Source organism: Streptomyces collinus (assembly GCF_031348265.1).
In the GTDB taxonomy this organism is placed as follows: Bacteria; Actinomycetota; Actinomycetes; order Streptomycetales; family Streptomycetaceae; genus Streptomyces; species Streptomyces collinus.
In genome coordinates, this window is record NZ_CP133771.1 from 2,488,684 (window position 1) to 2,513,130 (window position 24,447).

Annotated in this window: 21 protein-coding genes; 13 read left to right on the plus strand and 8 right to left on the minus strand. The window is 72.1% G+C overall.

The features are described from left to right. Nucleotides 1-70: 70 nt before the first annotated feature. Together RFN52_RS11170 and RFN52_RS11175 are read left to right on the plus strand one after the other, a co-directional pair. Complete coding sequence (locus tag RFN52_RS11170) at nucleotides 71-517, plus strand: VOC family protein (protein ID WP_184845605.1); 447 nt, start codon at nucleotides 71-73, stop codon at nucleotides 515-517. 66 nt (nucleotides 518-583) lie between these two features. Next, nucleotides 584-1,207, plus strand: coding sequence for a VOC family protein (locus RFN52_RS11175; RefSeq protein WP_184845607.1), 624 nt, complete (start codon nucleotides 584-586; stop codon nucleotides 1,205-1,207). Between the two features lie 40 nt (nucleotides 1,208-1,247). On the opposite strand, the gene glnA2 is transcribed toward RFN52_RS11175, so the two are convergent. Then, the gene (gene glnA2 / locus RFN52_RS11180) at nucleotides 1,248-2,609 is read right to left on the minus strand and encodes a gamma-glutamylpolyamine synthetase GlnA2 (protein WP_033312643.1); all 1,362 of its coding nucleotides are present in this window, start codon (nucleotides 2,607-2,609) and stop codon (nucleotides 1,248-1,250) included. 295 nt (nucleotides 2,610-2,904) lie between these two features. Between glnA2 and RFN52_RS11185 the strand changes: the two genes are divergently transcribed. Then, nucleotides 2,905-4,092 (plus strand): globin domain-containing protein, encoded by a 1,188-nt coding sequence (locus RFN52_RS11185; protein ID WP_184845609.1) that lies wholly within the window; start codon nucleotides 2,905-2,907, stop codon nucleotides 4,090-4,092. Nucleotides 4,093-4,254: 162 nt separating this feature from the next. Here RFN52_RS11185 and RFN52_RS11190 read toward each other — a convergent pair whose 3' ends face one another. After that, nucleotides 4,255-4,704, minus strand: a complete 450-nt coding sequence (locus tag RFN52_RS11190; RefSeq protein ID WP_107454585.1) for an RrF2 family transcriptional regulator — start codon at nucleotides 4,702-4,704, stop codon at nucleotides 4,255-4,257. Nucleotides 4,705-4,909: 205 nt separating this feature from the next. Between RFN52_RS11190 and RFN52_RS11195 the strand changes: the two genes are divergently transcribed. From RFN52_RS11195 to RFN52_RS11225, 7 genes are all read left to right on the plus strand, one after another. Continuing rightward, nucleotides 4,910-5,578: a thioredoxin-like domain-containing protein gene (locus RFN52_RS11195; protein ID WP_184845611.1), complete on the plus strand. Its 669-nt coding sequence runs from the start codon at nucleotides 4,910-4,912 to the stop codon at nucleotides 5,576-5,578. Beyond that, nucleotides 5,575-6,195: a DUF305 domain-containing protein gene (locus RFN52_RS11200; RefSeq protein ID WP_184845613.1), complete on the plus strand. Its 621-nt coding sequence runs from the start codon at nucleotides 5,575-5,577 to the stop codon at nucleotides 6,193-6,195. The genes RFN52_RS11195 and RFN52_RS11200 overlap by 4 nt, the downstream gene beginning before the upstream one ends. Before the next feature lie 166 nt (nucleotides 6,196-6,361). Continuing rightward, on the plus strand, nucleotides 6,362-8,305 hold the full coding sequence (locus RFN52_RS11205) for a S53 family peptidase (protein WP_184845615.1): 1,944 nt from the start codon (nucleotides 6,362-6,364) through the stop codon (nucleotides 8,303-8,305). Nucleotides 8,306-8,394: 89 nt separating this feature from the next. Beyond that, nucleotides 8,395-10,149 carry an NAD+ synthase gene (locus RFN52_RS11210; protein ID WP_184845617.1) on the plus strand — a complete coding sequence of 585 codons (1,755 nt, stop codon included), beginning with the start codon at nucleotides 8,395-8,397 and terminating at the stop codon, nucleotides 10,147-10,149. Between the two features lie 177 nt (nucleotides 10,150-10,326). Continuing rightward, complete coding sequence (locus RFN52_RS11215) at nucleotides 10,327-10,629, plus strand: ArsR/SmtB family transcription factor (protein WP_184845619.1); 303 nt, start codon at nucleotides 10,327-10,329, stop codon at nucleotides 10,627-10,629. Further along, a complete protein-coding gene (locus RFN52_RS11220) occupies nucleotides 10,626-11,021 on the plus strand; it encodes a VOC family protein (protein ID WP_184845621.1) in 396 nt (131 codons plus the stop codon). Before RFN52_RS11215 ends, RFN52_RS11220 begins: the two co-directional genes overlap by 4 nt. A gap of 118 nt (nucleotides 11,022-11,139) precedes the next feature. After that, complete coding sequence (locus tag RFN52_RS11225) at nucleotides 11,140-11,865, plus strand: haloacid dehalogenase type II (RefSeq protein ID WP_184845623.1); 726 nt, start codon at nucleotides 11,140-11,142, stop codon at nucleotides 11,863-11,865. Nucleotides 11,866-12,112: 247 nt separating this feature from the next. On the opposite strand, the gene RFN52_RS11230 is transcribed toward RFN52_RS11225, so the two are convergent. The 4 genes from RFN52_RS11230 to RFN52_RS11245 all read right to left on the minus strand — a co-directional run bounded on the left by RFN52_RS11230 (nucleotide 12,113) and on the right by RFN52_RS11245 (nucleotide 17,008). After that, entirely contained in the window at nucleotides 12,113-13,330 is a 1,218-nt protein-coding gene (locus RFN52_RS11230) for an MFS transporter (protein ID WP_184845625.1), read from the minus strand. A 136-nt stretch (nucleotides 13,331-13,466) separates the two neighbouring features. Continuing rightward, a complete protein-coding gene (locus tag RFN52_RS11235) occupies nucleotides 13,467-14,519 on the minus strand; it encodes an endonuclease/exonuclease/phosphatase family protein (protein ID WP_184845627.1) in 1,053 nt (350 codons plus the stop codon). Between the two features lie 179 nt (nucleotides 14,520-14,698). Beyond that, complete coding sequence (locus RFN52_RS11240; RefSeq protein WP_229856224.1) at nucleotides 14,699-15,337, minus strand: TetR/AcrR family transcriptional regulator; 639 nt, start codon at nucleotides 15,335-15,337, stop codon at nucleotides 14,699-14,701. Between the two features lie 69 nt (nucleotides 15,338-15,406). Beyond that, nucleotides 15,407-17,008 carry an MFS transporter gene (locus RFN52_RS11245; RefSeq protein ID WP_184845630.1) on the minus strand — a complete coding sequence of 534 codons (1,602 nt, stop codon included), beginning with the start codon at nucleotides 17,006-17,008 and terminating at the stop codon, nucleotides 15,407-15,409. A gap of 230 nt (nucleotides 17,009-17,238) precedes the next feature. On the opposite strand from RFN52_RS11245, the gene panB reads away from it, so the two are divergent. From panB to RFN52_RS11260, 3 genes are all read left to right on the plus strand, one after another. Then, entirely contained in the window at nucleotides 17,239-18,114 is an 876-nt protein-coding gene (gene panB, locus RFN52_RS11250) for a 3-methyl-2-oxobutanoate hydroxymethyltransferase (protein WP_184845632.1), read from the plus strand. Nucleotides 18,115-18,280: 166 nt separating this feature from the next. Further along, nucleotides 18,281-19,300, plus strand: a complete 1,020-nt coding sequence (locus RFN52_RS11255; RefSeq protein ID WP_184845634.1) for an ATP-binding cassette domain-containing protein — start codon at nucleotides 18,281-18,283, stop codon at nucleotides 19,298-19,300. Next, nucleotides 19,297-20,112, plus strand: a complete 816-nt coding sequence (locus RFN52_RS11260; protein ID WP_184845636.1) for an ABC transporter permease — start codon at nucleotides 19,297-19,299, stop codon at nucleotides 20,110-20,112. The genes RFN52_RS11255 and RFN52_RS11260 overlap by 4 nt, the downstream gene beginning before the upstream one ends. Before the next feature lie 68 nt (nucleotides 20,113-20,180). Here the strand turns inward: RFN52_RS11260 and RFN52_RS11265 are convergent, their stop codons facing one another. Beyond that, nucleotides 20,181-23,444 carry an ATP-binding protein gene (locus tag RFN52_RS11265; protein ID WP_311240931.1) on the minus strand — a complete coding sequence of 1,088 codons (3,264 nt, stop codon included), beginning with the start codon at nucleotides 23,442-23,444 and terminating at the stop codon, nucleotides 20,181-20,183. Between the two features lie 238 nt (nucleotides 23,445-23,682). Continuing rightward, nucleotides 23,683-24,441, minus strand: a complete 759-nt coding sequence (locus tag RFN52_RS11270; protein WP_184845640.1) for a DUF6578 domain-containing protein — start codon at nucleotides 24,439-24,441, stop codon at nucleotides 23,683-23,685. Nucleotides 24,442-24,447 lie beyond the last annotated feature (6 nt).

Consider the following 24,447-nt stretch of genomic DNA (forward strand, 5'->3'; position numbering starts at 1 on the left):
AGTCGGTTTCAGCCCGCGTCAGCCGGACGAGGTGATCGGTTCTCATGAGGCCGGACGAAGGAGTCACGCCATGGACATCACCCTCGAAGTCATCCCGCTGCCCGTGACCGACATCGACCGCGCCCGGGACTTCTACCGGGACAAGGTCGGCTTCCACGTGGACATCGACCAGGAGGTCATGCCCGGGATGCGGATCGTCCAGCTGACACCGCCGGGTTCCGGCTGCTCGATCGCCCTGGGCGAGTCCATCTGGGAGATGACGCCCGGCCCCACCCCGGCGCCGGGCTCCTACCAGGGCCTGCAACTGTGCGTCGCCGACATCAAGGCGGCCCACGCGGAGCTGGTCGCCCGCGGCCTCGACGTCTCGGAGCCGGTCCAGTACTCGCCGGACGACGGCGCCACGTTCATGCACTTCCAGGACCCGGACGGCAACGGGTGGGCGGTCCAGGAGTACCGGCGCCGGGCGACCGAGCCGCTGCACCGGCTGCTGGCGGACCTGAAGCGGCAGCAGGCCTGAGGCCCCCGGGGGAACCGGTCAGGAATCGAGAAGCAGGGGTGCCGGAGCGCGATTAGCGTCGTTGTCATGACTTCCATCGCATCCGTCACCCTTGAGGTGGCCGACCCCTCCGCCGCCGAACGCTTCTACGCCGCCGCCTTCGGTCTGGGCGACCGGCTGCGCCTGCGGGCGTCGGAGGCACCGACCTCCGGCTTCCGCGGGTTCACGCTGTCGCTCGTGGTCGCCCAGCCGGCCGATGTGGACGCCCTGCTCGACGCGGCCGTGCAGGCCGGGGCGACGACGCTGAAGCCCGCCGCCAAGTCGCTCTGGGGCTACGGGGGCGTCGTCCAGGCGCCCGACGGGACGATCTGGCAGCTCGCGTCCTCGTCGAAGAAGAACACCGGCCCGGCGACCCGGCAGGTCGACGAGTTCGTCCTGCTGCTCGGGGTCGAGGACGTGAAGGCCAGCAAGCAGTTCTACGTCGAGCACGGTCTGGCCGTGGGGAAGAGCTTCGGCGGCAAGTACGTCGAGTTCGCCACCGGGGGCCCCGTCAAGCTGGCCCTCTACAAGCGCCGCGGCCTCGCCAAGGTCGCCGGCGTCGCCCCCGACGGCACGGGCTCCCACCGCCTCACCATCGCCGCGGACGCCGGGCCGTTCACCGACCCGGACGGATTCGCCTGGACGACGGCGTCGGAGAACGCGTCGGTGTGAGCGGTGCCGGCGGATGCCCGCCGGCCCGGGCGGAAGGGACCTACAGGGCCGGAAGGTTCTTCCGCAGCTCGAACGCCGTGACCTCCGAGCGGTACTCCTCCCACTCCTGCCGCTTGTTGCGCAGGAAGAAGTCGAAGACGTGCTCGCCGAGGGTCTCGGCGACGAGGTCGCTGCGCTCCATGAGGGTCAGGGCCTCGCCGAGGTTCTGCGGGAGCGGCTCGATGCCCATCGCGCGGCGTTCCGCGTCGGAGAGGGCCCAGACGTCGTCCTCGGCGCCCGGCGGGAGTTCGTAGCCCTCCTCGATGCCCTTGAGGCCCGCGGCCAGCAGCAGCGCGTACGCCAGGTACGGGTTCGCGCCGGAGTCGAGGGAGCGGACCTCCACCCGGGCCGAGCCCGTCTTGCCGGGCTTGTACATCGGGACGCGGACGAGCGCCGAGCGGTTGTTGTGGCCCCAGCAGATGTACGAGGGGGCCTCGCCGCCCGCGCCGGCCGTGCGCTCCGCGCCGCCCCAGATGCGCTTGTAGGAGTTCACCCACTGGTTGGTGACCGCGGAGATCTCCGCCGCGTGCCGCAGCAGGCCCGCGATGAAGGAGCGGCCGACCTTGGAGAGCTGGTACTCCGAGCCCGACTCGTAGAAGGCGTTGCGGTCGCCCTCGAAGAGGGAGAGGTGGGTGTGCATGCCGGAGCCCGGGTGCTCCGAGAACGGCTTCGGCATGAACGTCGCGTGCACGCCCTGCTCCAGGGCCACCTGCTTCATGACGAGGCGGAACGTCATGACGTTGTCGGCCGTGGACAGCGCGTCGGCGTAGCGGAGGTCGATCTCCTGCTGGCCCGGCGCGCCCTCGTGGTGGGAGAACTCCACCGAGATGCCCATGGACTCCAGCATGGTGATCGCCTGGCGGCGGAAGTCCATGCCGACGTTGGTCGGGGTGTGGTCGAAGTAGCCGGAGTTGTCGGCCGGAGTGGGGCGGGAGCCGTCCAGCGGGCGGTCCTTCAGCAGGAAGAACTCGATCTCCGGGTGGGTGTAGAAGGTGAAGCCCAGGTCGGAGGTGCGGGCGAGGGCGCGCTTGAGCACGTAGCGCGGGTCGGCGAAGGACGGGGAGCCGTCCGGCATGAGGATGTCGCAGAACATCCGGGCCGTGCCGGGGGCCTCCGCGCGCCACGGCAGGATCTGGAAGGTCGACGGGTCCGGCTTGGCGATCATGTCGGACTCGTAGACCCGGGCGAAGCCCTCGATCGCGGAGCCGTCGAAGCCGATGCCCTCGTCGAAGGCCTGCTCCAGTTCGGCCGGGGCCACGGCGACGGACTTGAGGAAGCCCAGCACGTCCGTGAACCACAGGCGTACGAACCGGATGTCGCGCTCCTCCAACGTCCGGAGCACGAACTCCTGCTGCTTGTCCATCTTCCGCTTCCCCATCCTTGCTGGTCAGGCCGCCTTCTCTTCCGTACCACGGGAGGCGGTCGGGCACCTGAGCATCCCACCACACCTCCGTTTCGTACGCGTTGCGGACCATGATCGCCCGGCCGGCCCGGGATCGAACGCCTCACGTACGGCAGGTGAACTGCTCTGACGCCCATAGTGCCTGCTCGCACCGGCATCCGTAACGGCCGGTTCCTTGCGCTGCGCCACACGCTTAATTTGCATCTCATATGCAACTTTAACTAGCGTGCGTACAGTCGAGCCTTGAGGAGCCCTGATGCTGTCCGAGCAGTCCGCCGCCACCGTCCGCGCCACACTCCCCGCCGTCGGCGCGGCGCTCGGCACGATCACCGAGCGCTTCTACGCCGGGCTGTTCGCGGCCCACCCGGAGCTGCTGCGGGACCTGTTCAACCGGGGCAACCAGGCCGCCGGCACCCAGCGCCAGGCGCTGGCCGGTTCCGTCGCCGCCTTCGCGACGCACCTGCTGGACCGCCCGGAGCAGCGGCCGGACGCCATGCTGCAGCGCATCGCCCACAAGCACGCCTCGCTCGGCGTCACGCCGGAGCAGTACGGCATCGTCCACGAGCACCTGTTCGCGGCCATCGCCGAGGTGCTGGGCGACGCGGTCACGCCCGAGGTCGCCGCCGCCTGGGACGAGGTCTACTGGCTGATGGCGAACGCGCTGATCGCCGTGGAGCAGCGGCTGCGCGAGGAGCGCGGCGGGCACACCTGGCGGACCTGGGAGGTCGTCGAGCGGGTCACCGAGACCGCGGACGTCGCCACGTTCCGGCTGCGGCCTGTCGACGGCGGCCCGGTGCGGGACTTCCTGGCCGGCCAGTACGTCTCCGTGCGTGTCGCCCTCGCCGACGGCGCCCGGCAGATACGGCAGTACAGCCTCTCCGGGGCGCCCGGACCGGACCTGCGGCAGATCAGCGTGAAACGCGTGCGCGAGACCGGCGCCCCCGACGGAGAGGTCTCCAACCACCTGCACGCGCGCGTGCGGGTGGGCGACGTCCTGGAGCTGTCCGAGCCGTACGGCGACCTGGTCCTGGACGCCGGCCCCGACACGCCCCTGCTGCTGGCCTCGGCGGGCATCGGTGTGACCCCGATGACCGCGATGCTGGCCCACCTCGCCGGCTCCGGGCACCGCGCCCCGGTCACCGTCGTGCACGCCGACCGCTCCCCCGCGGCCCACGCCCTGCGCGCCGACCACGAGGCCTGGGCGGCCAAGCTCCCCGACGCGGCCGTCCACCTCTGGTATGAGCAGGACGCCCCCGCAGGCGCCCGCACCGGCCTGGCCGACCTCACCGGCGTCGCACTCGCCCCGGGCACGCGCGCGTACCTGTGCGGCCCGCTCCCGTTCATGCGGGCGGTGCGGACCCAGCTGATCGCGAAGGGCGTGGCCCCCGCCGACATCCATTACGAGGTGTTCGGCCCGGACCTGTGGCTGGCCGGGCAGGCTTAGGGGGTCCTTTCACCATGCCCGTCCGGGTCGCGCTGCCTGGCACCGCACCTCGCCGCGTTGCCGAAAAGCCCTAGTAGCTCCGCTACAAGGGCTTCCCGGCGCCTTGCGATGCACGGCACCAGACCACGCGCCCTGATCGGACGCTCATGGTGAAAGGACCCCTTAGACGTCACCGGGGCCGGGACCCCGCGAGATCCCCAGCAGCAGCGCGCCCGTCGGCTCCGCCACGATGTCCTCCACCGTGACCGGGTCCAGTGAGGTGAAGAACGCCTCCTGGGCCCGGCGCAGGGCGCCGCGCAGGCGGCAGGCGGAGTTGAGGGGGCAGGGGGTGGGGCCCTCGCAGTCGACGACGTCGCCGCCGCCCTCGAAGGCGCGGACCACGGCGCCGACCGAGGCCGTACGGCCCTGCTCGGTGAGGGTGAGGCCGCCGCCCCGGCCGCGGCGGGCCTGCAGCAGGCCCATGTGCTGGAGCTCGGCGACGACCTTCGCCAGGTGGGTGTACGGCACGTCCATGCCGTCCGCGACGTCCCGGGTCGTCGGACTCGACCCGCCCGCGACGGCGAGCCGCATCAGGACCCGCAGGGCGAGGTCGGTGGAGCGCAGCAGCCGCATGCGGGCAGCGTAAGTAATGGGAATCCGCGGTTCAAATTTTCCGGCGGGAGAGCGCGGGCGAGCGGCTCCGGGAGCGGTGAAGCTGTCGTCCACCTGTCGGTGCCGTATCGATTCGGCCCATTCCCGCGGCCGCTCTACGAGGCGCCCCGTCTCCCCCATTACGATCAGCCCACCCGACCGTCACTTTTCCCACGAAGGACACCCCATGGGCTCCGCCAAGAAGGCCAGCACGTCACGCAAGGCTCGCATAGAGGAGATGCGGCGCGCCGAGCAGGCCCGTGAGCGCCGCGGCCGGATCCTCACCATCGCGGCCAGCCTCGTGATCGTGACCGGACTCGTCGTCGGCGGCGTCGTGCTCGTGCGGTCCCAGGACGACGGGGCCAGTGACACCGCGGCCGCGAGCGACTCCTCCGGCAAGGGCAGGTTCGTGACGGGCAAGGACGGCGTGAAGACGTGGGAGGGGAAGCTGGCCCGCAACCACGTCACCAAGGCCGTGAAGTACGCCTCCGAACCGCCGGTGGGCGGCGACCACAACCCTGTCTGGATGAACTGCAACGGCGACGTCTACACCGAGCCGGTGAAGAACACCAACGCCGTGCACTCGCTGGAGCACGGCGCGGTGTGGGTGACGTACAACGCCGCCGCGAAGAAGTCCGACGTCGACGCGCTCGCGGCGAAGGTGAAGAAGACGCCGTACACGCTGATGAGCCCGATGGACGACCAGAAGGACCCGATCATGCTCTCGGCGTGGGGTCACCAGCGCGCGGTGACGGGCGCGAGCGACCCGAACGTGGACAAGTTCTTCGAGAAGTTCGTCCAGGGCGAGCAGACCCCCGAGCCGGGTGCCGCCTGCACGAACGGGCTGTCCAAGTGAGGCAGGCCGGCCTGATCGCCGGGGCCGCGGCGACGGCGCTCGTCGCGGCCGGTGCGATCACCTACGCCGTCGCGGGGGACGACGGCAGCGGCAGGACGCCCTCCGCCGACTCCGCGGACGCCGGGTTCGCCCGGGACATGGCGGTGCACCACCAGCAGGCCGTGGAGATGTCGTACATCGTGCGCGACCGCACCAAGGACGAGGAGGTCCGGCGCCTGGCCTACGACATCGCGCAGACGCAGGCCAACCAGCGCGGCATGCTGCTCGGCTGGCTCGACCTGTGGGGCCTGCCCAAGGTGTCCTCGAAGCCGCCGATGACCTGGATGGACATGGGCGGCATGGCCTCCGCCAAGGACGGCGCGCTGATGCCCGGCATGGCGACCAACTCCGAGATGAAGAAGCTCGGAGAGCTCAGCGGGAAGCAGGCGGAGGTCTTCTACCTCCAGCTGATGACGGACCATCACCAGGGCGGCGTCCACATGGCCGAGGGCTGCGTGGACCGGTGCGTGGTCGGTGTCGAGAAGCGGCTCGCGCAGGGCATGGTGGACGCGCAGCAGTCGGAGATCCGGCTGATGGCGGACATGCTCAAGGAGCGCGGCGCCGCACCGCGGTCCTAGCGGAGGGGCGCGTAAGCCTCAAATCGCCCCGCCCGGCGGCCTCTTGGGCTCTTCTTGGTCTGCGTAGAGCGCTTCTTGGGCTGCGCAATTCCCTTGCATGAACGGTTCATCGCGAGAGTGGCGACCGTCGAGTGATCCACTCGCGACGAACCGCACAGGGGGTTCCATGAGATCCAACCGCGCCTCGGTGCGCGCCGGGGTGAGCATGGCAGCGACACTGCCGATGCTCGCCGGTGCGCTGGCGCTCGGCATACCCGCGGCGCACGCCGCCGACCACCCGCTCCGTGACCTGCTGTCCGGGACCCGCCCCGCGTGGGCCACGGCTCGCGCGGACAGGGGCGCCACCTCCGACGGTGCCCAGGTCTCGGCCCGGGTCTACCTGGCCGGCAAGGACGCCGCGGGCCTCGCCGCCTACGCGAAGGCCGTCTCCGACCCGGACTCGTCCTCGTACGGCACGTACCTGACGGCCGAGCAGGCGCAGTCCCGCTTCGGTGCGACCAAGGCCCAGGTGGCGGCCGTGAAGTCCTGGCTGACGGCGTCGGGCCTGAAGGTCACCGGCGTCACCCGGCACTACGTCTCCGTCAGCGGTGACGTGGCCGCCGCCGAGAAGGCGTTCGGCACCCGGCTGCACAACTTCGCCAAGGGCTCGAAGACGTACCGCGCCCCGGCGAGCACCGCGTCCGTGCCGCAGAGCCTGGCCGACGCCGTCCTGACCGTGACCGGGCTGGACAACGCGCCGCACATGGCCACGCACGACGACCAACTCCCGCCGCCGGACACCGTGTTCCGCAACGCCGGACCGTTCTCCTCGTACTACGGCTCGAACACCGCGAGCACCCTCCCGGACGCCTACGGCAAGAAGATCCCGTACGCCGTCAAGGGCTACACGGGCAAGCAGCTGCGGGCCGCCTACGGCGCGGGCACGCGCACCGGCAAGGGCGTCCGGGTCGCCATCACCGACGCGTACGCCTCGCCGACGATCGCCTACGACGCCGGCACCTACGCCAAGCGCAACGGCGACGCGGCGTGGAAGACCGGCCAGCTGCACCAGGCGCTGCCGAAAAAGTACACGAACACGAAGGACTGCTCGGCCTCCGGCTGGTACGGCGAGGAGACCCTGGACGTCGAGGCGGTGCACGCGGTCGCCCCGGCCGCGGATGTCACCTACGTCGGCGCCGCCTCCTGCATGGACGGCGATCTGCTCGACGCGCTGGGCAAGGTCGTCGACAGCCACCTGGCCGACATCGTCTCCAACTCCTGGGGTGAGGTCGAGGCGGCGCAGACCCCGGACCTCGCGGCCGCCTACGACCAGGTCTTCCAGCTGGGCGCGGTCGAGGGCATCGGCTTCTACTTCTCCTCCGGCGACGACGGCGACGAGGTCGCCAGCTCCGGGACGAAGCAGGTCGACTCCCCGGCCAACTCGGCGTGGGTGACCGCGGTCGGCGGCACCTCGCTGGCCGTCGGCAAGGACAACACGTACCTGTGGGAGACCGGCTGGGGCACCGACAAGGCGAACCTGTCGGCCGACGGCAAGAGCTGGACGGACTTCCCCGGCGCCTTCACCTCCGGCGCGGGCGGCGGCACCAGCAAGACCGTCGCCGAGCCCTTCTACCAGCAGGGCGTGGTACCGGACGCGCTGGCCAAGGCCAACAGCGCGGACGGCAACCGGGTCGTGCCGGACATCGCGGCGATCGCCGACCCGAACACCGGCTTCCTGGTCGGGCAGACGCAGACCTCGCCCGACGGCAGGACGCAGGCGTACAGCGAGTACCGCATCGGCGGCACCTCGCTCGCGGCCCCGACGATCGCGGCCATCCAGGCACTGGCGCAGGAGGCCCGCGGCGGCAAGGCGATCGGTTTCGCCAACCCGGCGATCTACGCCAAGGCCGGCTCGAAGGTGTACCACGACGTCACCGACGACCCGACGGGCTCCGGCCTCGCCGTGGCCCGGGTGGACTTCGTGAACGGCTACGACGCCACCGGCGGTCTGTCCACGTCCGTGCGCAGTCTCGGCAAGGACAGCTCGCTCGCGGCCGTGAAGGGCTACGACGACGTCACCGGCGTGGGCTCACCCGCGAAGGGCTACGTGGAGTCGTACCGGCGCGGCTGACTTCCACAAGGGGACGACGGGTTGTGCGGGGTGGTGTGGGGTGACTCACACCACCCCATTGTGTCGCACTGACGATTACACTGGGCGGCGTGCCTCAACTACGTCTCGCCCTGAACCAGATCGACGCCGGCGTCGGCGACCTCGCCGGGAACACCGAGTCGATCGTCCGCTGGACCCGGCACTCCGCCGAACAGGGAGCGCATCTCGTGGCGTTCCCCGAGATGGTGCTGACCGGGTATCCCGTCGAGGACCTGGCGCTCAGGTCGTCCTTCGTGGAGGCCTCCCGGGCGGCGCTGCGCGCGCTCGCGGCGCGCCTGTCCGACGAGGGCTTCGGAGAGCTGCCGGTGATCGTCGGCTATCTCGACCGCAGTGCGACCGCCCAGCCGAAGTACGGCCAGCCGGCCGGCGCGCCGCAGAACGCGGGTGCGGTGCTGTACGGCGGTGAGGTGGTCCTGAACTTCGCCAAGCACCACCTGCCGAACTACGGCGTGTTCGACGAGTTCCGCTACTTCGTGCCCGGCGACAGCATGCCGGTGCTGCGGGTGCACGGCGTGGACGTCGCCCTGGCCATCTGCGAGGACCTCTGGCAGGACGGCGGCCGCGTCCCCGCCGCCCGTTCGGCGCAGGCGGGCCTGCTGGTCTCGATCAACGCCTCCCCCTATGAGCGCAACAAGGACGACACGCGCCTGGAGCTGGTCCGCAAGCGGGCCCAGGAGGCCGGCTGCACCACGGCGTACCTGGCCATGATCGGCGGCCAGGACGAGCTGGTGTTCGACGGCGACTCGATCGTCGTCGACAAGGACGGCGAGGTCGTGGCGCGGGCGCCGCAGTTCTCCGAGGGCTGTGTGGTCCTGGACCTGGACCTGCCGGCCGCCTCGGCGGACGCGCCCACCGGCGTGGTCGACGACGGGCTGCGCATCGACCGCGTGGTGCTCTCCGAGGAGCCGCTGCCCGCGTACGAGCCCGAGCTCACGGGCGGCTACGCGGACCGTCTGGAGGACGACGAGGAGGTCTACTCCGCTCTGGTCGTCGGCCTGCGGGCGTACGTCGCGAAGAACGGCTTCACGTCGGTCCTGATCGGCCTGTCGGGCGGTATCGACTCGGCGCTGGTCGCGGCGATCGCGTGCGACGCGGTGGGCGCGCAGAACGTGTACGGCGTGTCGATGCCGTCGAAGTACTCCTCGGACCACTCCAAGGACGACGCCGCCGAACTGGCCCGCCGCACGGGTCTGAACTACCGCACGGTCGCGATCGAGCCGATGTTCGACGCCTACATGGGCTCCGTGGGGCTCACGGGCCTGGCGGAGGAGAACCTCCAGTCGCGTCTGCGCGGCACGCTGCTGATGGCGATCTCCAACCAGGAGGGCCACATCGTCCTGGCCCCGGGCAACAAGTCGGAGCTGGCGGTCGGCTACTCGACGCTCTACGGCGACTCGGTCGGGGCGTACGGCCCCATCAAGGACGTCTACAAGACGTCGGTCTTCCGCCTCGCCGAGTGGCGCAACCGCGCCGCCCGGGAACGCGGCCAGACCCCGCCGATCCCCGAGAACTCCATCAGCAAGCCCCCGAGCGCGGAACTGCGCCCGGGCCAGGTGGACACCGACTCGCTGCCCGACTACCCGGTGCTGGACGCGATCCTGGAGCTGTACGTCGACCGGGACCGGGGAGCCGACGAGATCGTGGCGGCCGGGTTCGACGCGGGGCTGGTCGCGAAGACGCTGCGCATGGTCGACACGGCCGAGTACAAGCGGCGCCAGTACCCGCCGGGCACGAAGATCTCCCCGAAGGGCTTCGGGAAGGACCGTCGGCTGCCGATCACGAACGGGTGGCGGGAGTCGCTCTGACGGGCGGGGCCGGCTGACGGTAGGTACCGGCTTACGAGAGGGGCCGGCTGACGGGACTGGCCGGAAGGCCGGAAGGCCGGAAGGCCGGAAGGCCGGAAGGCCGGAAGGCCGGAAGGCCGGAAGGCCGGAAGGCCGGAAGGCTTGATAGGCAAGTGCACACTTGCCTATTCTGGGGTCGTGGCCGACGACCTTTTCAAAGCCTTGGCCGACCCCACCCGTCGCACCATCCTCGACGAGCTCGCGGAGCAGTCCGGGCAGACACTGTTCGAGATCTGCTCGCGGCTGAGCATGAAGCACCGGCTCGGCATCTCGCGCCAGGGGGTCTCCCAGCACCTCGCGGTGCTGGAGGCCGCCGGGCTCGTCGAGACGAGGCGGGAGGGCCGCTGCAAGTTCCACGACCTGAACACGGCCCCGCTCCGGCAGATCACCGAGCGATGGCCGGTGCCCGACCCCTCCGGACCGGAAGAGAGCCCGTCATGAGGATCCACCTGACCAGCGTCTTCGTCGACGACCAGGCCAAGGCCCTCCGCTTCTACACCGAGATCCTCGGCTTCGTGAAGAAGTACGACGTCCCGGTGGGCGGGACGGACCGCTGGCTGACCGTCGTCTCCCCCGAGGAGCCCGGCGGTACGGAACTGCTTCTGGAGCCCGCCGGCCACCCGGCCGTCAAGCCCTACCGCGACGCACTCGCCGCGGACGGCATCCCACTCGCCCAGTTCGCCGTCAGCGACGTCCGGGCCGAGTACGAGCGCCTGAGCGGCCTCGGCGTCCGCTTCACCCAGGAGCCCCTGGAGATGGGCCCGGTCACCACGGCCGTCTTCGACGACACCTGCGGCAACCTGATCCAGATCGCGACCCAGCCGGAGCAGTAGACCGGCGCCGCACCCGACCCCCACATGCCGTCACCACCTTGACCGGTGACAGAAGCGGTGCCACCATCATCACCTGCTCAGGTGGTGACGCAGCCGGGGACGGGACGCGGGAGAGCGCATGGCGGAGATCCGGGACATCGAGGTCGTCGTCTTCGACGTCCTCGGCACCATGGTCGACGAGCCCGGCGGCCTCCGATCGGCCGTACAAGAGGCGACGCGGGTGCCGGACGCGGCGGCTGCCGACGAACTCGTCGCCCTGTGGCAGCGGCACTGCGGGCGGGAACAGGAGCGCGTCCGGCAGGGGCTCCGCCCGTACGTGAGCACCGAGGTTCTGGACGCCGAGGCCGCGCGGCGGGTGGCCGACCGGGCCGGAGTCACGGACCAGGGGGCGATCGCCCGCCTCGCCACGGCCGGGCGGCGACTGCCCCCGTGGGGCGACGCCGTCGCCGGGCTGGAGCGGCTCGCCCGCGGTTTCCCGGTCATCGGGCTGTCCAACGCCGGCGGCAGCACGCTGCTGCACCTCAACGCATATGCCGGGCTGCGCTGGCACCGGGCGCTGTCCGCGGAGGCCGCCCGGGCCTACAAGCCGGCGCCGGAGGTGTACCGGCTGGCCCTCGACAGCGCCGGGTGCCCCCCGGACCGCGTGCTGATGGTGGCCGCCCATGCCTGGGACCTCCGGGGTGCCCGGGCGGCCGGCATGCGCACCGCCTACGTGCACCGGCCGGGCGGTGATCCGCCCACGGACTCCGACGACTTCGACGGGCGCTTCGACGAACTCGGTCAGCTGGTCTCTGCACTGACAGGTGGTCAGGCCGCGGCCGACAGTCGGCCGGGGGGGAGGTGACCCGCCGTGAAGGCGGCGGATCCGGTCGGGAGTGAGCGTGCCGTCCCGGCGAGGTCTCACCCCCACCGGCCCGCCCCCAGCGGCCCGCCCCCACCGGTCCGCCCCCACCGGTCCGGCCGCCGTCGCCCCGCGGCGTGCCGGGCAACGCGGCAGACGCCGTCGTCGTCCCGCGGCGCCGGGCGACCCGGCAGACGCCGGCGGCGGCCCGCGGGAGGTGATCCCACGGGCCGCCGCGCGGAAGGAGCCGTCAGTGGTGCACCGCTTCGGCCTCCTGCGGGACGTGGCTCGCCACGATCCGCTCGCGCCCGGCGACCGGAGCCCGGCGCCGGTCCACCGCGTAGGCCAGCGACGCCACGGCCAGGCCGAGGACGGCCAGGGCCACACCGGCCAGCGCCGGGGAGGTGACGCCGAAGCCCGCGGCCAGCGCGAGGCCGCCGATCCAGGCGCCGCCGGCGTTGGCCAGGTTGAAGGCGGCCTGGTTGGCCGAGGAGGCCAGGGAGGGGGCCGAGGAGGCCTTCTCCATGACCATCAGCTGGAGCGGGGAGCCGGTGGCGAAGGCCGCCATGCCGAGCAGGATCACGGCCACGGCGGCCGTGAGCTCCGTGCGCATCAGCAACGGGAACAGCGCCAGAACCGCCACCAGCGCGGTGAGGCCGCCGAACAGCGTGCCGCGCAGGGAGTGGTCGGCCAGGCGGCCGCCCAGCAGGTTGCCCGCGGTCGCGCCGACGCCGAACAGCGCCAGCAGCAGGGTGACGCTGGCATCGGCGTAGCCGGCGGCGTCCGTGAGCATCGGGGTGATGTAGCTGTAGGCGGCGAAGAGGGCACCGAAGCCCGCGACGGTCGTGCCGAGCGACAGCCAGACCGGCAGGGAGCGCAGGGCGGCGAGTTCACCGCGCAGGCCCTTCGCGGTGGTGTGCTCGTGGTCGTGCGGGATGAGGAACGCGAGCGCGGCGATCGCCGCCAGGCCGATGGCGCTGACGCCGAGGAACGTCGCCCTCCAGCCGAGGTGCTGGCCCATCAGGGTCGCGACCGGCACACCCGCGACGTTCGCGACCGTCAGGCCGAGGAACATCAGCGAGACCGAACGCGCCTTGCGTTCGGGGGCGACCATGTTCGTCGCGACGACGGCGCCCACGCCGAAGAAGGCGCCGTGCGGCAGACCGCTCAGGAAGCGGGCGGCCAGCAGCCAGCCGTTGTCGGGCGCGAGGGCCGACAGGGCGTTGCCCACGACGAACAGCCCCATCAGGCCGATCAGGACCGTGCGCCGGGACATCCTGGCGGTGACCGCGGCCAGCAGCGGGGCGCCGATGACGACGCCCAGCGCGTACGCCGACACCAGATGGCCGGCGCTGGGTATCGAGATGTTCAGGTCGTCCGCGACGTCGGGCAGCAGCCCCATCATCACGAACTCGGTCGTACCGATGCCGAAGGCGCCCACGGCAAGGGCGAGCAGGGCCAGGGGCATGAAGGAGCCTTTCGAGACTTGCTTGGAGATCCGTACGCGTATGTTCAAGTACGGAACAAAGTCTCGCAGGCGCACTATTCCACGCGGTGACGCCGAGGTTGCGGATTTCTGACGGAACTGCCCTGACCAGCGGTTTTCAGGAACCGCTTGTGGTGACCCTCACACGGGCCGCGACCGGCAGATGGTCGCTGCCCGTCTGCGGGAGGGTCCACGAGCTCTCCGGCTTCAGGCCCCGCACCATGATCTGGTCGATGCGCGCCATCGGGAACGAGGCCGGCCAGCTGAAGCCGAACCCGCTGCCGGCCGCGCCCTGCGTGGAACGCATCTGCGAGGTGACGGCGTTGAGCGCGCGGTCGTTCATCGTGCCGTTCAGGTCACCGAGCAGGACGACGTTCTTCAGCGGTTCGTGGGCGATGGCCTCGCCGAGGTAGTCGGCGCTCCGGTCGCGCTGGCGGGCCGTGAAGCCGGCCTCCATCTTCACGCGCACCGACGGCAGATGGGCGACGTAGACCGCGACCTGCCCGGACGGTGCGGTCACGGTGGCGCGCATCGCGCGCGTCCAGCCCATGTCGAGGTCGACGTCCCGCACGCCGCTCAGCGGGTACTTGCTCCACACTCCGACCGTGCCCTGCACGGAGTGGTAGCGGTACGTCGGCGCCAGCGCCTTCTCGTACGTCGGGACGGCGGCCGGCGTCAGCTCCTCCAGGGCCAGCACGTCCGCGCCGGAGGCGGCCACGTCACGGGCGGTGCCGGCCGGGTCGGAGTTGTCGGCGTTGACGTTGTGCGTGACCACCGTGAGGTCGCCGCCGGTCGCGGTCTTGTCGCTGAGCTGGCCGCCGAAGAGGTTCAGCCAGACCACGGACGGCAGCACCACCGCGATCAGCGCGGTCGCGGACTTGCGGACCAGGGCGAGGACGAGCAGCACCGGGACGAGGAGCCCCAGCCAGGGCAGGAACGTCTCGGTGAGACTGCCCAGATTGCCGATGGTGTTCGGGATGCGCGAGTGCAGCACCATGACCAGGGCCAGCAGGACCGCGCACGCGGCGACGACCAGTCCGCGCCGCCAGATCCGCGGGTCGCCCCGCCAGGGGCCCGCCAGCCGGTCGAACAGGCGCCGAAGCCGGGTTCCCCGGTGCTCGGGCCCCGAGCCGCCGTTGTCCGTCTCCGTCATGTACGCCTGCTGCGCCATACCGTCGCCTCACTGCCTGCCGTGCACACCATCGCCCCCGTGTCCTTACGACCCTAGGGGATGATCCGTTCCGTTCCCGCCGTCCTGTGACGGCCGTACGGGGGCGATGACGTCCGAGTCCCCGGGGAGAGTTCCGGACCCGCCCGCCGAAAGCGCCGTCTGTGACGAAACGCGCACACTCACCCGGGCCGGTGGGACTCGGAACTGACGGGGCGTAGGCCTTCGAGCAGGGTGTCGACGACCTGGCCGGGGAGGTCGTCGGGGAGGTCGGCGTCGGTGCGCAGCACGGCGCGGAGGAGCATCGGGCCGACGAATATGTCGTTCAGCAGTTCGAGGTCGAGGTCCGTGCGCAGTTCGCCGTTCTCCTGGCCGCGGCGCAGGACCTCCAGGCCGAGCCGGCGGCGCGGGGCGACGACGGTGGCGTGGTACGCCGCCCAGAGTTTCGGGCTGCTCTTCATCTGGGCCTGGACGCTGTGCAGGATCGCCGAGGAGCGGTTGGCCAGGCCGCGCCGGCGCACCTGCTCCAGCAGGACCACGAGGTCGTCGCGCATGGAGGTGCCGGGGAGCGGCGGGTCGGGGGGCTCGGCGGCGCGCACGACGTCGACGAAGAGTTCCTCCTTGCCGCTCCAGCGGCGGTAGATGGTGGCCTTGCCGACGCCCGCGGTGCGGGCGATGCGCTCGATGGACAGCTCCGCGAGGGGCACGCCCTCCTCCAGGAGCCTCATCACGCCCTCGATGATGGCGCGCTCGACGGCCTCGCTTCTGGGGCGGCCCCTCGCGGGACCGTCGGGCGGGGTGGGCCGTTCGGCGAGGCTCACGTCGCTGCGTCCTTCCTGACGGGGTGGAGACCGTTCCCGGCTGCGCGGGGAGTGCATTCTCCCGCAGGTCTACGAACCCGTGTGCGACAACTCCTTGTCCCCCTGTGCCTGCTGGGGCGACGGCGGCCTGCCCGGCAGGAACAGCGCCACGACGACCGCGCCGATCAGGGCGACGCCCGCACCCCACAGGGCGGTGACGTGCATCGCGTGCAGGAACGCGTCGTAGGCCGGGGCGACGAGGGACTCGCCTCGCGGGCCCAGCTTGTCCGCGACGCCGAGCGTGGCCTCGATGGACTCCCCGGCGGTGTGCCGCAGGGCCGGGGGCAGGACGCCGAGCTTGTCCTCGATGCCCGTGCGGTAGGCCGTGGACAGCACCGAACCGAGGACGGCGATGCCGAGGGCGCCGCCGACCTGCCGGAAGGTGTTGCTGAGCGCAGAGGCGGAGCCGGCCTTCTCGCGGGGCAGGGCCTGCATGATGACGACGCTGACCGGCGTCATGATGTGCGCCATGCCGGCCCCCATGAGGAAGAAGATCACTTCCAGGATCCAGATGGGGGTGTCGCCGTCCAGGGTGGCGAAGGCGGCCAGCATGGCGGCGATGACGACCATCCCGGCCGTGGTCGTGACCCGGTTGCCGAAGCGGTCGACCACCAGCCGGGCGCGCGGCGCGAAGATCAGCTGGGCGGCGGCCAGCGGGAGCATCAGCAGACCGGTCTGCAGCGGCGAGTAGCCGCGCACGCTCTGCGTGTAGAAGACGGAGAAGAAGGTCACGCCCATCAGCGCGAAGAAGACCAGCGCGACGGCGGCGATGGCGGCCGAGAAGACCTTGCTCTTGAAGTACGTGACGTCTATCGACGGATGGTCGCTGCGCTTCTCGAACACGACGAACGCGACGAGCACGGCGAGGCCGGCGCCGATGGTCGCCAGCACGGTCGCGTCGGTGAAGTCGGCGAGCTGGCCGCCCTTGATGATGCCGTAGACGAGCAGGACCAGGCCGACGACGGACAGCACCACGCCGACGGGGTCGACCCGGCCCGGGTTCGGATCGCGCGAGTCGGGCACCAGCCAGAGCATCAGCGCGAACGCGAGCAGCACGATCGGCACGTTGACGAGGAAGACCGAGCCCCACCAGAAGTGGGCGAGCAGGACGCCGCCGGTGATCGGGCCGATGGCGACGGCGAGGCCGACGCCGCCCGCCCAGATGCCGATGGCCTTGGGCTGCTCCTCGCGCTCGAACACGTTCATGAGGACGGCCAGGGTGGCGGGCATCACGAACGCGGCGCCCAGGCCCATCACGGCCCGGAAGGTGATCAGCTGGCCCGGCGAGCCGGAGAACGCGGCGAGCGCCGAGCCGATGCCGAACACGGCGAGACCGCCGAGCAGCACCTTCTTGCGGCCCAGCCGGTCGCCGAGCAGCCCGGCGGTGAACAGCAGGCCCGCGAAGACGAGGGTGTAGGCGTTGATGGCCCACTCCAGCTGGCTCTGCGTGGCGCCGAGGCCGGTGGGGGCCGGGGTGGAGATCGTCTTGATGGCGACGTTCAGGATCGAGTTGTCGAGCACGACGATCAGCAGGCTCAGCATCAGCACGCCGAGGATCGCCCAGCGGCGCCGGTGCACCGCTTCCGGTACGCGGGGGCCGGTGGGGGCGGCCGGTTCGGCAGGAGTAGTCATGGCACCGAGCCTAGAAGCATTTCGATACGAGACCGTCTCGTATTGGAATTCTCTTACCGGGATCTTACGCGGCATCCGCGTCCGGACCCCGCGGACGGAACCGTCCGGACCCACCCCGCGGACGGAACTCACAGGGGCTCCCCTAGCCCTCGATGGCACGAGGTGCCACCATGGACGTGGTCCGGGGACGCCGTCAGGGCGCCTCGAGATGACGTGTTAGGAGCCGTGCAATGACGCAGCTTCCGGCTGCCCAGACTGCTCAGATGAAGCCCTCCGGCAGCGGCAGGGCGCTGTACGGGGGCAAGGGCACCCGCCGTATCACCGTGCGCGACATCGCCGCCGCCAAGGAGCGCGGCGAGAAGTGGCCGATGCTCACCGCGTACGACGCCATGACGGCGTCCGTCTTCGACGAGGCCGGGATCCCGGTGATGCTCGTCGGCGACTCGGCGGGCAACTGCCACCTCGGGTACGAGACGACCGTGCCCGTCACCCTCGACGAGATGACGATGCTGTCGGCGGCGGTCGTACGGGGCACCTCGCGCGCCCTGATCGTCGGCGACCTGCCCTTCGGCTCCTACCAGGAGGGCCCGGTGCAGGCGCTGCGCTCGGCGACCCGGCTGGTGAAGGAGGCGGGCGTGCAGGCCGTGAAGCTGGAGGGGGGCGAGCGGTCGCACGAACAGATCCGGCTGCTCGTCGAGTCCGGCATCCCGGTCATGGCGCACATCGGCCTGACCCCGCAGTCCGTCAACGCGATGGGCTACCGCGTGCAGGGCCGCGGCGAGGAGGCGGCCCAGCAGCTGCTGCGGGACGCGAAGGCCGTGCAGGACGCGGGCGCGTTCGCGGTGGTGCTGGAGCTGGTCCCCGCGGAGCTGGCCGCCGAGGTGACGCGGGTGCTGCACATCCCGACCGTGGGGATCGGGGCGGGCCCCGAGACCGACGCGCAGGTGCTGGTGTGGACCGACATGCTGGGTCTGACCGGCGGGCGGGTGCCGAAGTTCGTGAAGCAGTACGCGAACCTGCGTGAGGTCATGGGCGACGCGGTGAAGGCGTTCGCCGACGAGGTCGTCGGTGGGACGTTCCCGCAGGAGGAGAACTCCGTTCACTAGGGAGTCAACAAGAGTCGCAGAGAGTCACAACAAGCCACAGCGGTACCACGGACAGCCCGTCGATCTTCCCCCAGTCGACGGGCTGTCCCCTTTCTCCGGGACCACCGACAAAGGGTGTCGGCGGCTTGTCGGTGGTTTGTCGGTGGGTCCTGGGACCGTCTGTGTCATGACGCGAATCGACACACAGACCAGCGGCGCCGCTGTCACCGTGCGGGGGCTGGTGAAGCACTACGGGGAGACCAAGGCACTGGACGGGGTCGACCTGGAGGTGCGGGAGGGCACCGTGATGGGGGTGCTCGGGCCGAACGGGGCCGGGAAGACCACCCTGGTGCGGATCCTGTCCACCCTGCTTGCGCCCGACGCGGGACAGGCCACCGTGGCCGGGTACGACGCCGTACGCCAGCCGCGGCAGCTGCGGCGGGTGATCGGGCTCACGGGCCAGTACGCGTCCGTGGACGAGAAGCTCTCGGGCTGGGAGAACCTGTACATGATCGGGCGGCTGCTCGACCTGCCCCGCAAGGAGGCCCGTGCCCGTGCCGACGGGCTGCTGGAGCGCTTCTCGCTGACCGAGGCGGCCAAGCGGCCGGCGGCGACGTACTCCGGGGGGATGCGGCGCCGGCTGGACCTGGCCGCGTCGATGATCGGCCGGCCGGCCGTGCTCTTCCTCGACGAGCCGACCACCGGCCTCGACCCCCGCACCCGCAACGAGGTGTGGGACGAGGTCAAGCGCATGGTCGGCGACGGGGTCACCGTGCTGCTCACCACCCAGTACATGGAGGAGGCCGAGCAGCTCGCCTCCGAGCTGACGGTCGTCGACCGCGGCCAGGTCATCGCCGGGGGCGCGATCGAGGCGCTGAAGGCGAAGGTCGGCGGCCGTGCGCTGCGGGTCCGCCCGGCCGATCCCACCCACCTGCGGCCCCTCGCCGGCGCGCTGGACGAACTGGGGATCACCGGGCTCGCCACCACCACCGTCGACAGCGACCGGGGCGACGTCCTCGTGCCGATCCTCAGCGACGAGCAGCTGACGGCCGTGGTCGGCGCGGTCACCGCGCGCGGCATCACGCTCTCCTCCATCACCACCGAACTGCCCAGCCTGGACGAGGTGTTCCTGTCCCTCACCGGCCACCGTGCCAGTGCCCCGCAGGACGACATGCCCGCCGAAGACCTTCAGGAGGCCGCCGTATGAGCGCCGTCACCGTCCACGACGCCGCCACGGACGCCCGTATCCCGCTGCGCGGCCATCTGCGCCACACCGGCGCCCTGATCCGCCGCAACCTGCTGTGGATCCGCAAGGACCCGGAGTCGATGGCCGACGCCCTGCTGATGCCGGTCATCTTCACCCTGCTGTTCGTGTTCGTCTTCGGCGGCTCGATCGGGCAGGCGCTGGGCGGCGGGCAGGACCGGTACGTGCAGTACGTGATCCCGGGCATGATCGCGATGATGAGCATGACCCTGTCCCAGGGCGTCGGCACCGGCTTCAGCCAGGACTTCAACTCCGGTGTCATGGACCGGTTCCGGTCGCTGCCGATCGGGCGCGGCTCGGTGCTGTTCGCGAAGATCTCGGTGGAACTGCTGCGGATGCTGTTCGCCACCGCCGTGCTGATGGTCGTCGCCGTGGCCGTCGGGTTCGAGATCACGAACTGGCCGGGGCTGCTCGCGACCGTGGCCCTGTCCACGGCGTTCGCCTCGTCGATCATGTGGGTGTTCCTCACCCTGGGCGTGATCCTGAAGAACGCGCAGTCCGTGCAGGCGATGGGCTTCCTGGTGCTGTTCCCGCTGCAGTTCGGCTCGTCGATCTTCGCGCCGACCACGTCGATGCCGGGCTGGCTGCAGGCGTTCACCGACTACAACCCGCTGTCGACCCTCGCGGACGCCGCGCGCGGGCTGATGGTGGGCGGGCCGGTCGCGCACGACCTGTGGGTGACGCTCGGCTGGTCGGTGGCGATCACGGCCGTGATGGCGCCCGTCGCGATCCACAAGTTCCGCACGAAGAACTGACCGGGCGAGCGGATCCGTCGCACGGGCCCTTTCAGAGCAGGGCGGTGGCCTCTCAGACTCTCAGACTCTCAGAGCAGGGCGGTGGCCTCTTCGAGGGAGAGGCCACCGCCCGCCGCGTACGCGGCCTCGTAGGCCGGGTCGCCGAGCAGGGCCCGGGCCTGCCGCTCCGTGGCCTCGCGGGTCTCGCGCTCCTGCCGCTGGGCGATGTGCCCGGGCGGCAGCAGGGCGTCGAAGGCGCCCAGACAGCGGGCCGCATCCTCGGCGCGCCCTCCGCCGTCGAGACCGGCCAGGGCCCAGGCGCCGATGATCAGGTACCCCGAGCGCATGTACGGCGCGATGGCCGTGGACAGCGGATCGGCGGCCCGCTCCAGTGCCTTGCGGATCAGGTGCAGGCACTCCTCGTACCGGCCGTCGGCGGCATACAGCCAGGCCTCCGAGCCGAGGATGAACGCGTCGAAGACGATGAAGTGGGCGATACGGAAATCCTGCCGCAGCCGGCCCAGTTGCTCGCGTGCCTCCGCGGTGCGGCCCGTCAGGCCGAGCCAGCCGGCGAGGAACAGGCGGGCTGCGGGCATGGCCTCGCTGTGCGAGTCCTCGCGCTGGGCGATCACCTCGCGCAGCAGCCGCTCGCCGCGTTCGCCGTCGCCCGCCTCCAGCAGCGCGCTGCCCAGCCGGGCGCTGAGCACCGCCGCCTGGGCGCGGGCGCCGAGGTGTTCGGCGTGGGCGATGGCCGCCTCGTAGTCGGCCGCGGCCAGGGCGTAGTGGCCCTTGCGCTCGTGGGCCTCGGCGCGGGCGGAGAGGGCCTCGGCGGTGCCCCAGGCGTCACCGAGACGCCGGTAGATCTCCAGCGACTCGTCGGCGTCGTGGGCGGCGTCACCGGCCCAGTCGATGCGGTTGGCGAGGAAGTTGGCCCGCATCTGCAGGCCGGAGGCGAGCTCCCAGTCGAAGCCAGGGGTCTGCCGGCAGGTGCGGATGGACGCGTCGATGATGACGCGCAGCCGGTCCATGTCGCCGGTCAGCATCACGGCGAAGAACCAGAGCAGGCCGGGGAGCCGGCAGTTCTGCGGCAGACCGGGCTCGTACGTCCCGGCGATGGCGCGCAGCTTCCGCTGGGAGTCCGGGTTCTGCCAGGCGTCCAGCTCGGTGTCCATGCAGGCGAGATGGGCGAGGTGGATACCGCGCCGGGCCTCCCACAGGACCTCGCCGGTCATCGGGGGCGGGGCGTCGGTGCAGCGCTGCCACACCGCGGTGGCGGGGCGGACCGGCTCGGTGAAGGGGTCCGGGCCGAGCACCATCACCTCGCGGCACCAGTTGCGCGCCTCGATGCGCAGGTCGCGCATCTGCCAGTACCAGACGAGGGACAGCGCCAGGCACAGCGCCTCCTGCTCGTCGCGCAGGGCGACGGCGTGCCGCAGCGCGGTCCGCAGGTTCTCGTACTCGCGCTCCAGCCGCTGGATGGCCGCAAGCTGGCCGGGGCCGCGCAGCAACGGGTCGGTGACACGGGCCAGTTCACGGAAGTACGTCAGGTGGGCCCGCTCGGCCTCGGCGCGCCGCCCGGACTCGTCCAGCCGCTCGGCGGCGTACTCGGCGACGGTCTCCAGCAGCCGGTAGCGCATCTCCCCGTCGGCGGACCCGTCCGGCGGGGCGGCCACGACCAGGGAGCGGTCGACGAGTGAGCCGAGCGCCTCCAGGGCGGCCGGTCCGCACACCGCCTCGGCGGCGGGCAGGTCACAGCCGCCGGCGAACACCGACAGCCGCCGCAGGACGTCGCGTTCCTCCTCGTCGAGCAGGTCCCAGGACCAGTCGACGACCGCTCTGAGGGTCTGCTGGCGGGGCAGGACCGTGCGGCTGCCGGAGGTGAGCAGGCGGAAGCGGTCGTCCAGCCGGTCGGCGATCTGGCGGGGTGTGAGCATCCGCAGCCGGGCGGCGGCCAGTTCGATGGCCAGCGGCAGACCGTCGAGGCGCCGGCAGATCTCGGCGCACGCCCCGGGGTCGTCCTCGATCCGGAAGCCGGGCCGGGCCGCCGCGCCCCGGTCGGCCAGCAGGCGCAGCGCCACCGGCTCGGGCAGCGGCTCCACGGGCCGCAGCAACTCGCCCGGGACACCGAGGGGTTCCCGGCTGGTGGCCAGGACGGTGAGCTCCGGGCAGCGGGCCAGCAGTTCCTCGGTGAGCCGGGCGGCGGCGTCGACGACGTGCTCGCAGTTGTCGAGGATCAGCAGCATGCGGGGCCGTGAGCAGTGCTCGGCGAGCCGCTCGACGGGGTCGTCGAGCCGGTCGGCGACGGCGGCGCGGATGCCCTCGGCGCCGGCGCCGTACAGCACGGTCTCCCGGGCGCCGACGGCGGTGAGCACGGCCTCCGGCACGGCGTCCGGGTCGTCGACGGGGGCGAGTTCGGCCAGCCACACGCCGCCGGGCATGGCCTCGCGCACGGTCTCCGCGGTCTCCTGCGACAGCCGGGTCTTCCCGGCGCCGCCGGGGCCGAGCAGGGTGACCAGCCGGGCCTCCGCGAGATCCCCGCGGATGGTCTCGATGTCGGTCTCCCGGCCGATGAAGGAGGTGAGGCGGGCCCGGAGGTTGCCGGCGGGCCGGGCCGGCGCGGGCGCGGGCGTGTCGCCCAGTCGCAGCAACTCCGCGTGCAGGGCGCGCAGTTCCGGGCCCGGGTCGGCGCCGAGGCGGTCGGCGAGGAGGCGTCGGACGTCCTCGAAGGCGTCCAGCGCCTCCGCCGCACGGCCGGCGTCCCGCAGGGCGCGCACGCGCAAGGCCTGGAGGGGCTCGTCCAAGGGGTGGCCGTCGCACAGGGCGGTCAGCTCCGGCAGGGACTGCTCGGCCCGGCCCAGGGCGAGGGCGGCGGCGTGCCGGGCCCGTAGCGCGTCCAGACGCCGGGTGTCCCAACGGGCCGCCTCGGCGGTGCGGTCGGGCAGGTCGGCGAGAGCGGGGCCGCGCCACAGGGCGAGGGCGTCGTCGAGGACCACGGCGGCCTTGGCGGGGTCGCCGTCGGCCAGCGCCCGCAGCCCCTCGCCGGCCAGCCGCTCGAACCGGTGCAGGTCGACGTCGTCGGGCGCGGCCCCGAGCCGGTACCCGCCCTCGACGGAGGCGACCGCGCCCGCCCCGAGCGCCCGCCGCAACCGCCCGACCAGCGCCTGCAGCGCCCCCGGCGCGTCGGCGGGCGGCTGCCCGCCCCACACCTCGTCGACGAGCAGCCCCACGGGCACGGTCCGTCCGGCCCGCAGCGCGAGCACGGTCAACAACGCACGCAGCCGCGCCCCACCGACCGGAACGACCGACCCGTCACTGCGGAGCGCCTGCGTGGTGCCGAGGATGCGGTAATGCACGGGCTCATTGTCTCCGGTGATACGAGGGCGGGTCACGGCGGTTGACGGCGCGGCGGGGCGTCGGGGGGCCGGTACGGGGTGGCACCCCCCACCCGACGCAGCCGCCCGGGACGCCCAGAGCCCGGCTCAAGGGGGCCGGGGCCATCGGAGGCGCCCCGCGCGGCCGGCCGGGGCGGCAGACGGGCCCGGTCGGAGCGGCGGGCCCCGGTCGGGGCGGCGGGTGGGGTGCAGGGGATCCTCACCGGCCTTCGTCCGGTCCGCCTCGTGCGAGGGGACCCGGGGCCGTCGGCCATCCGGCGGTGCCGGAGCGGGCCCGTCTCCGCGGGGTGCTCAGGTTCCCCAGCAGGGCCATCAGATCCGCCGCCGGGATGCCCCGGGTCTCCGCGCCCGGCTCGGCCCCCTGCCGGGGGATGCCCCGGGCCTCGCGGACGGCGTGGGAGAGGCGGGAGTCCGTGCCCGGCACCTCCAGGGTCACCACCACCCCCGACTCGCGCGAGCACCGCCCCCGCCCGTCGGCCGCCCGCTCCGTCTCGGTCTCCCTGAACCACTTCGGGCACCGGTCCGCCGGCCGCAGCCGGCGCTCCCCCGCCACCGGTTCGTAGGAGCGCGACCCGGGCGCGGTCTCGGCCCAGGTCTGGGTCAGCACCTGCACGGCCCGCACGAGTCCGCCGGCCTCGGGCCACCGCGCACCGTGCCGCTCGACGGACAGCAGTCCGGCCGACCGGGTCCGGCCCCCCGGCTCCGGGCGCCGGTCCTCCTCGGCGTCGGGGTCCGCCCCCAGGGCCACCGGGAGGCCCGTCTCCTCCCGCACCATCCGCACGCCGCCCACGTCCTCCACGGGCCCGGCGACCTCGGTGAGCTGGTCGTGCCAGCCGCCGCCCAGCACGGTGTCCGCGTCCAGGAGCAGCAGCGGCCAGCTCACCTCGTCCCCGACCGAGAACGGTGTGCCGCAGCACTCCATCTGCCAGTCCTCGTAGAACACGTGCCACAGCCCCATGGACCC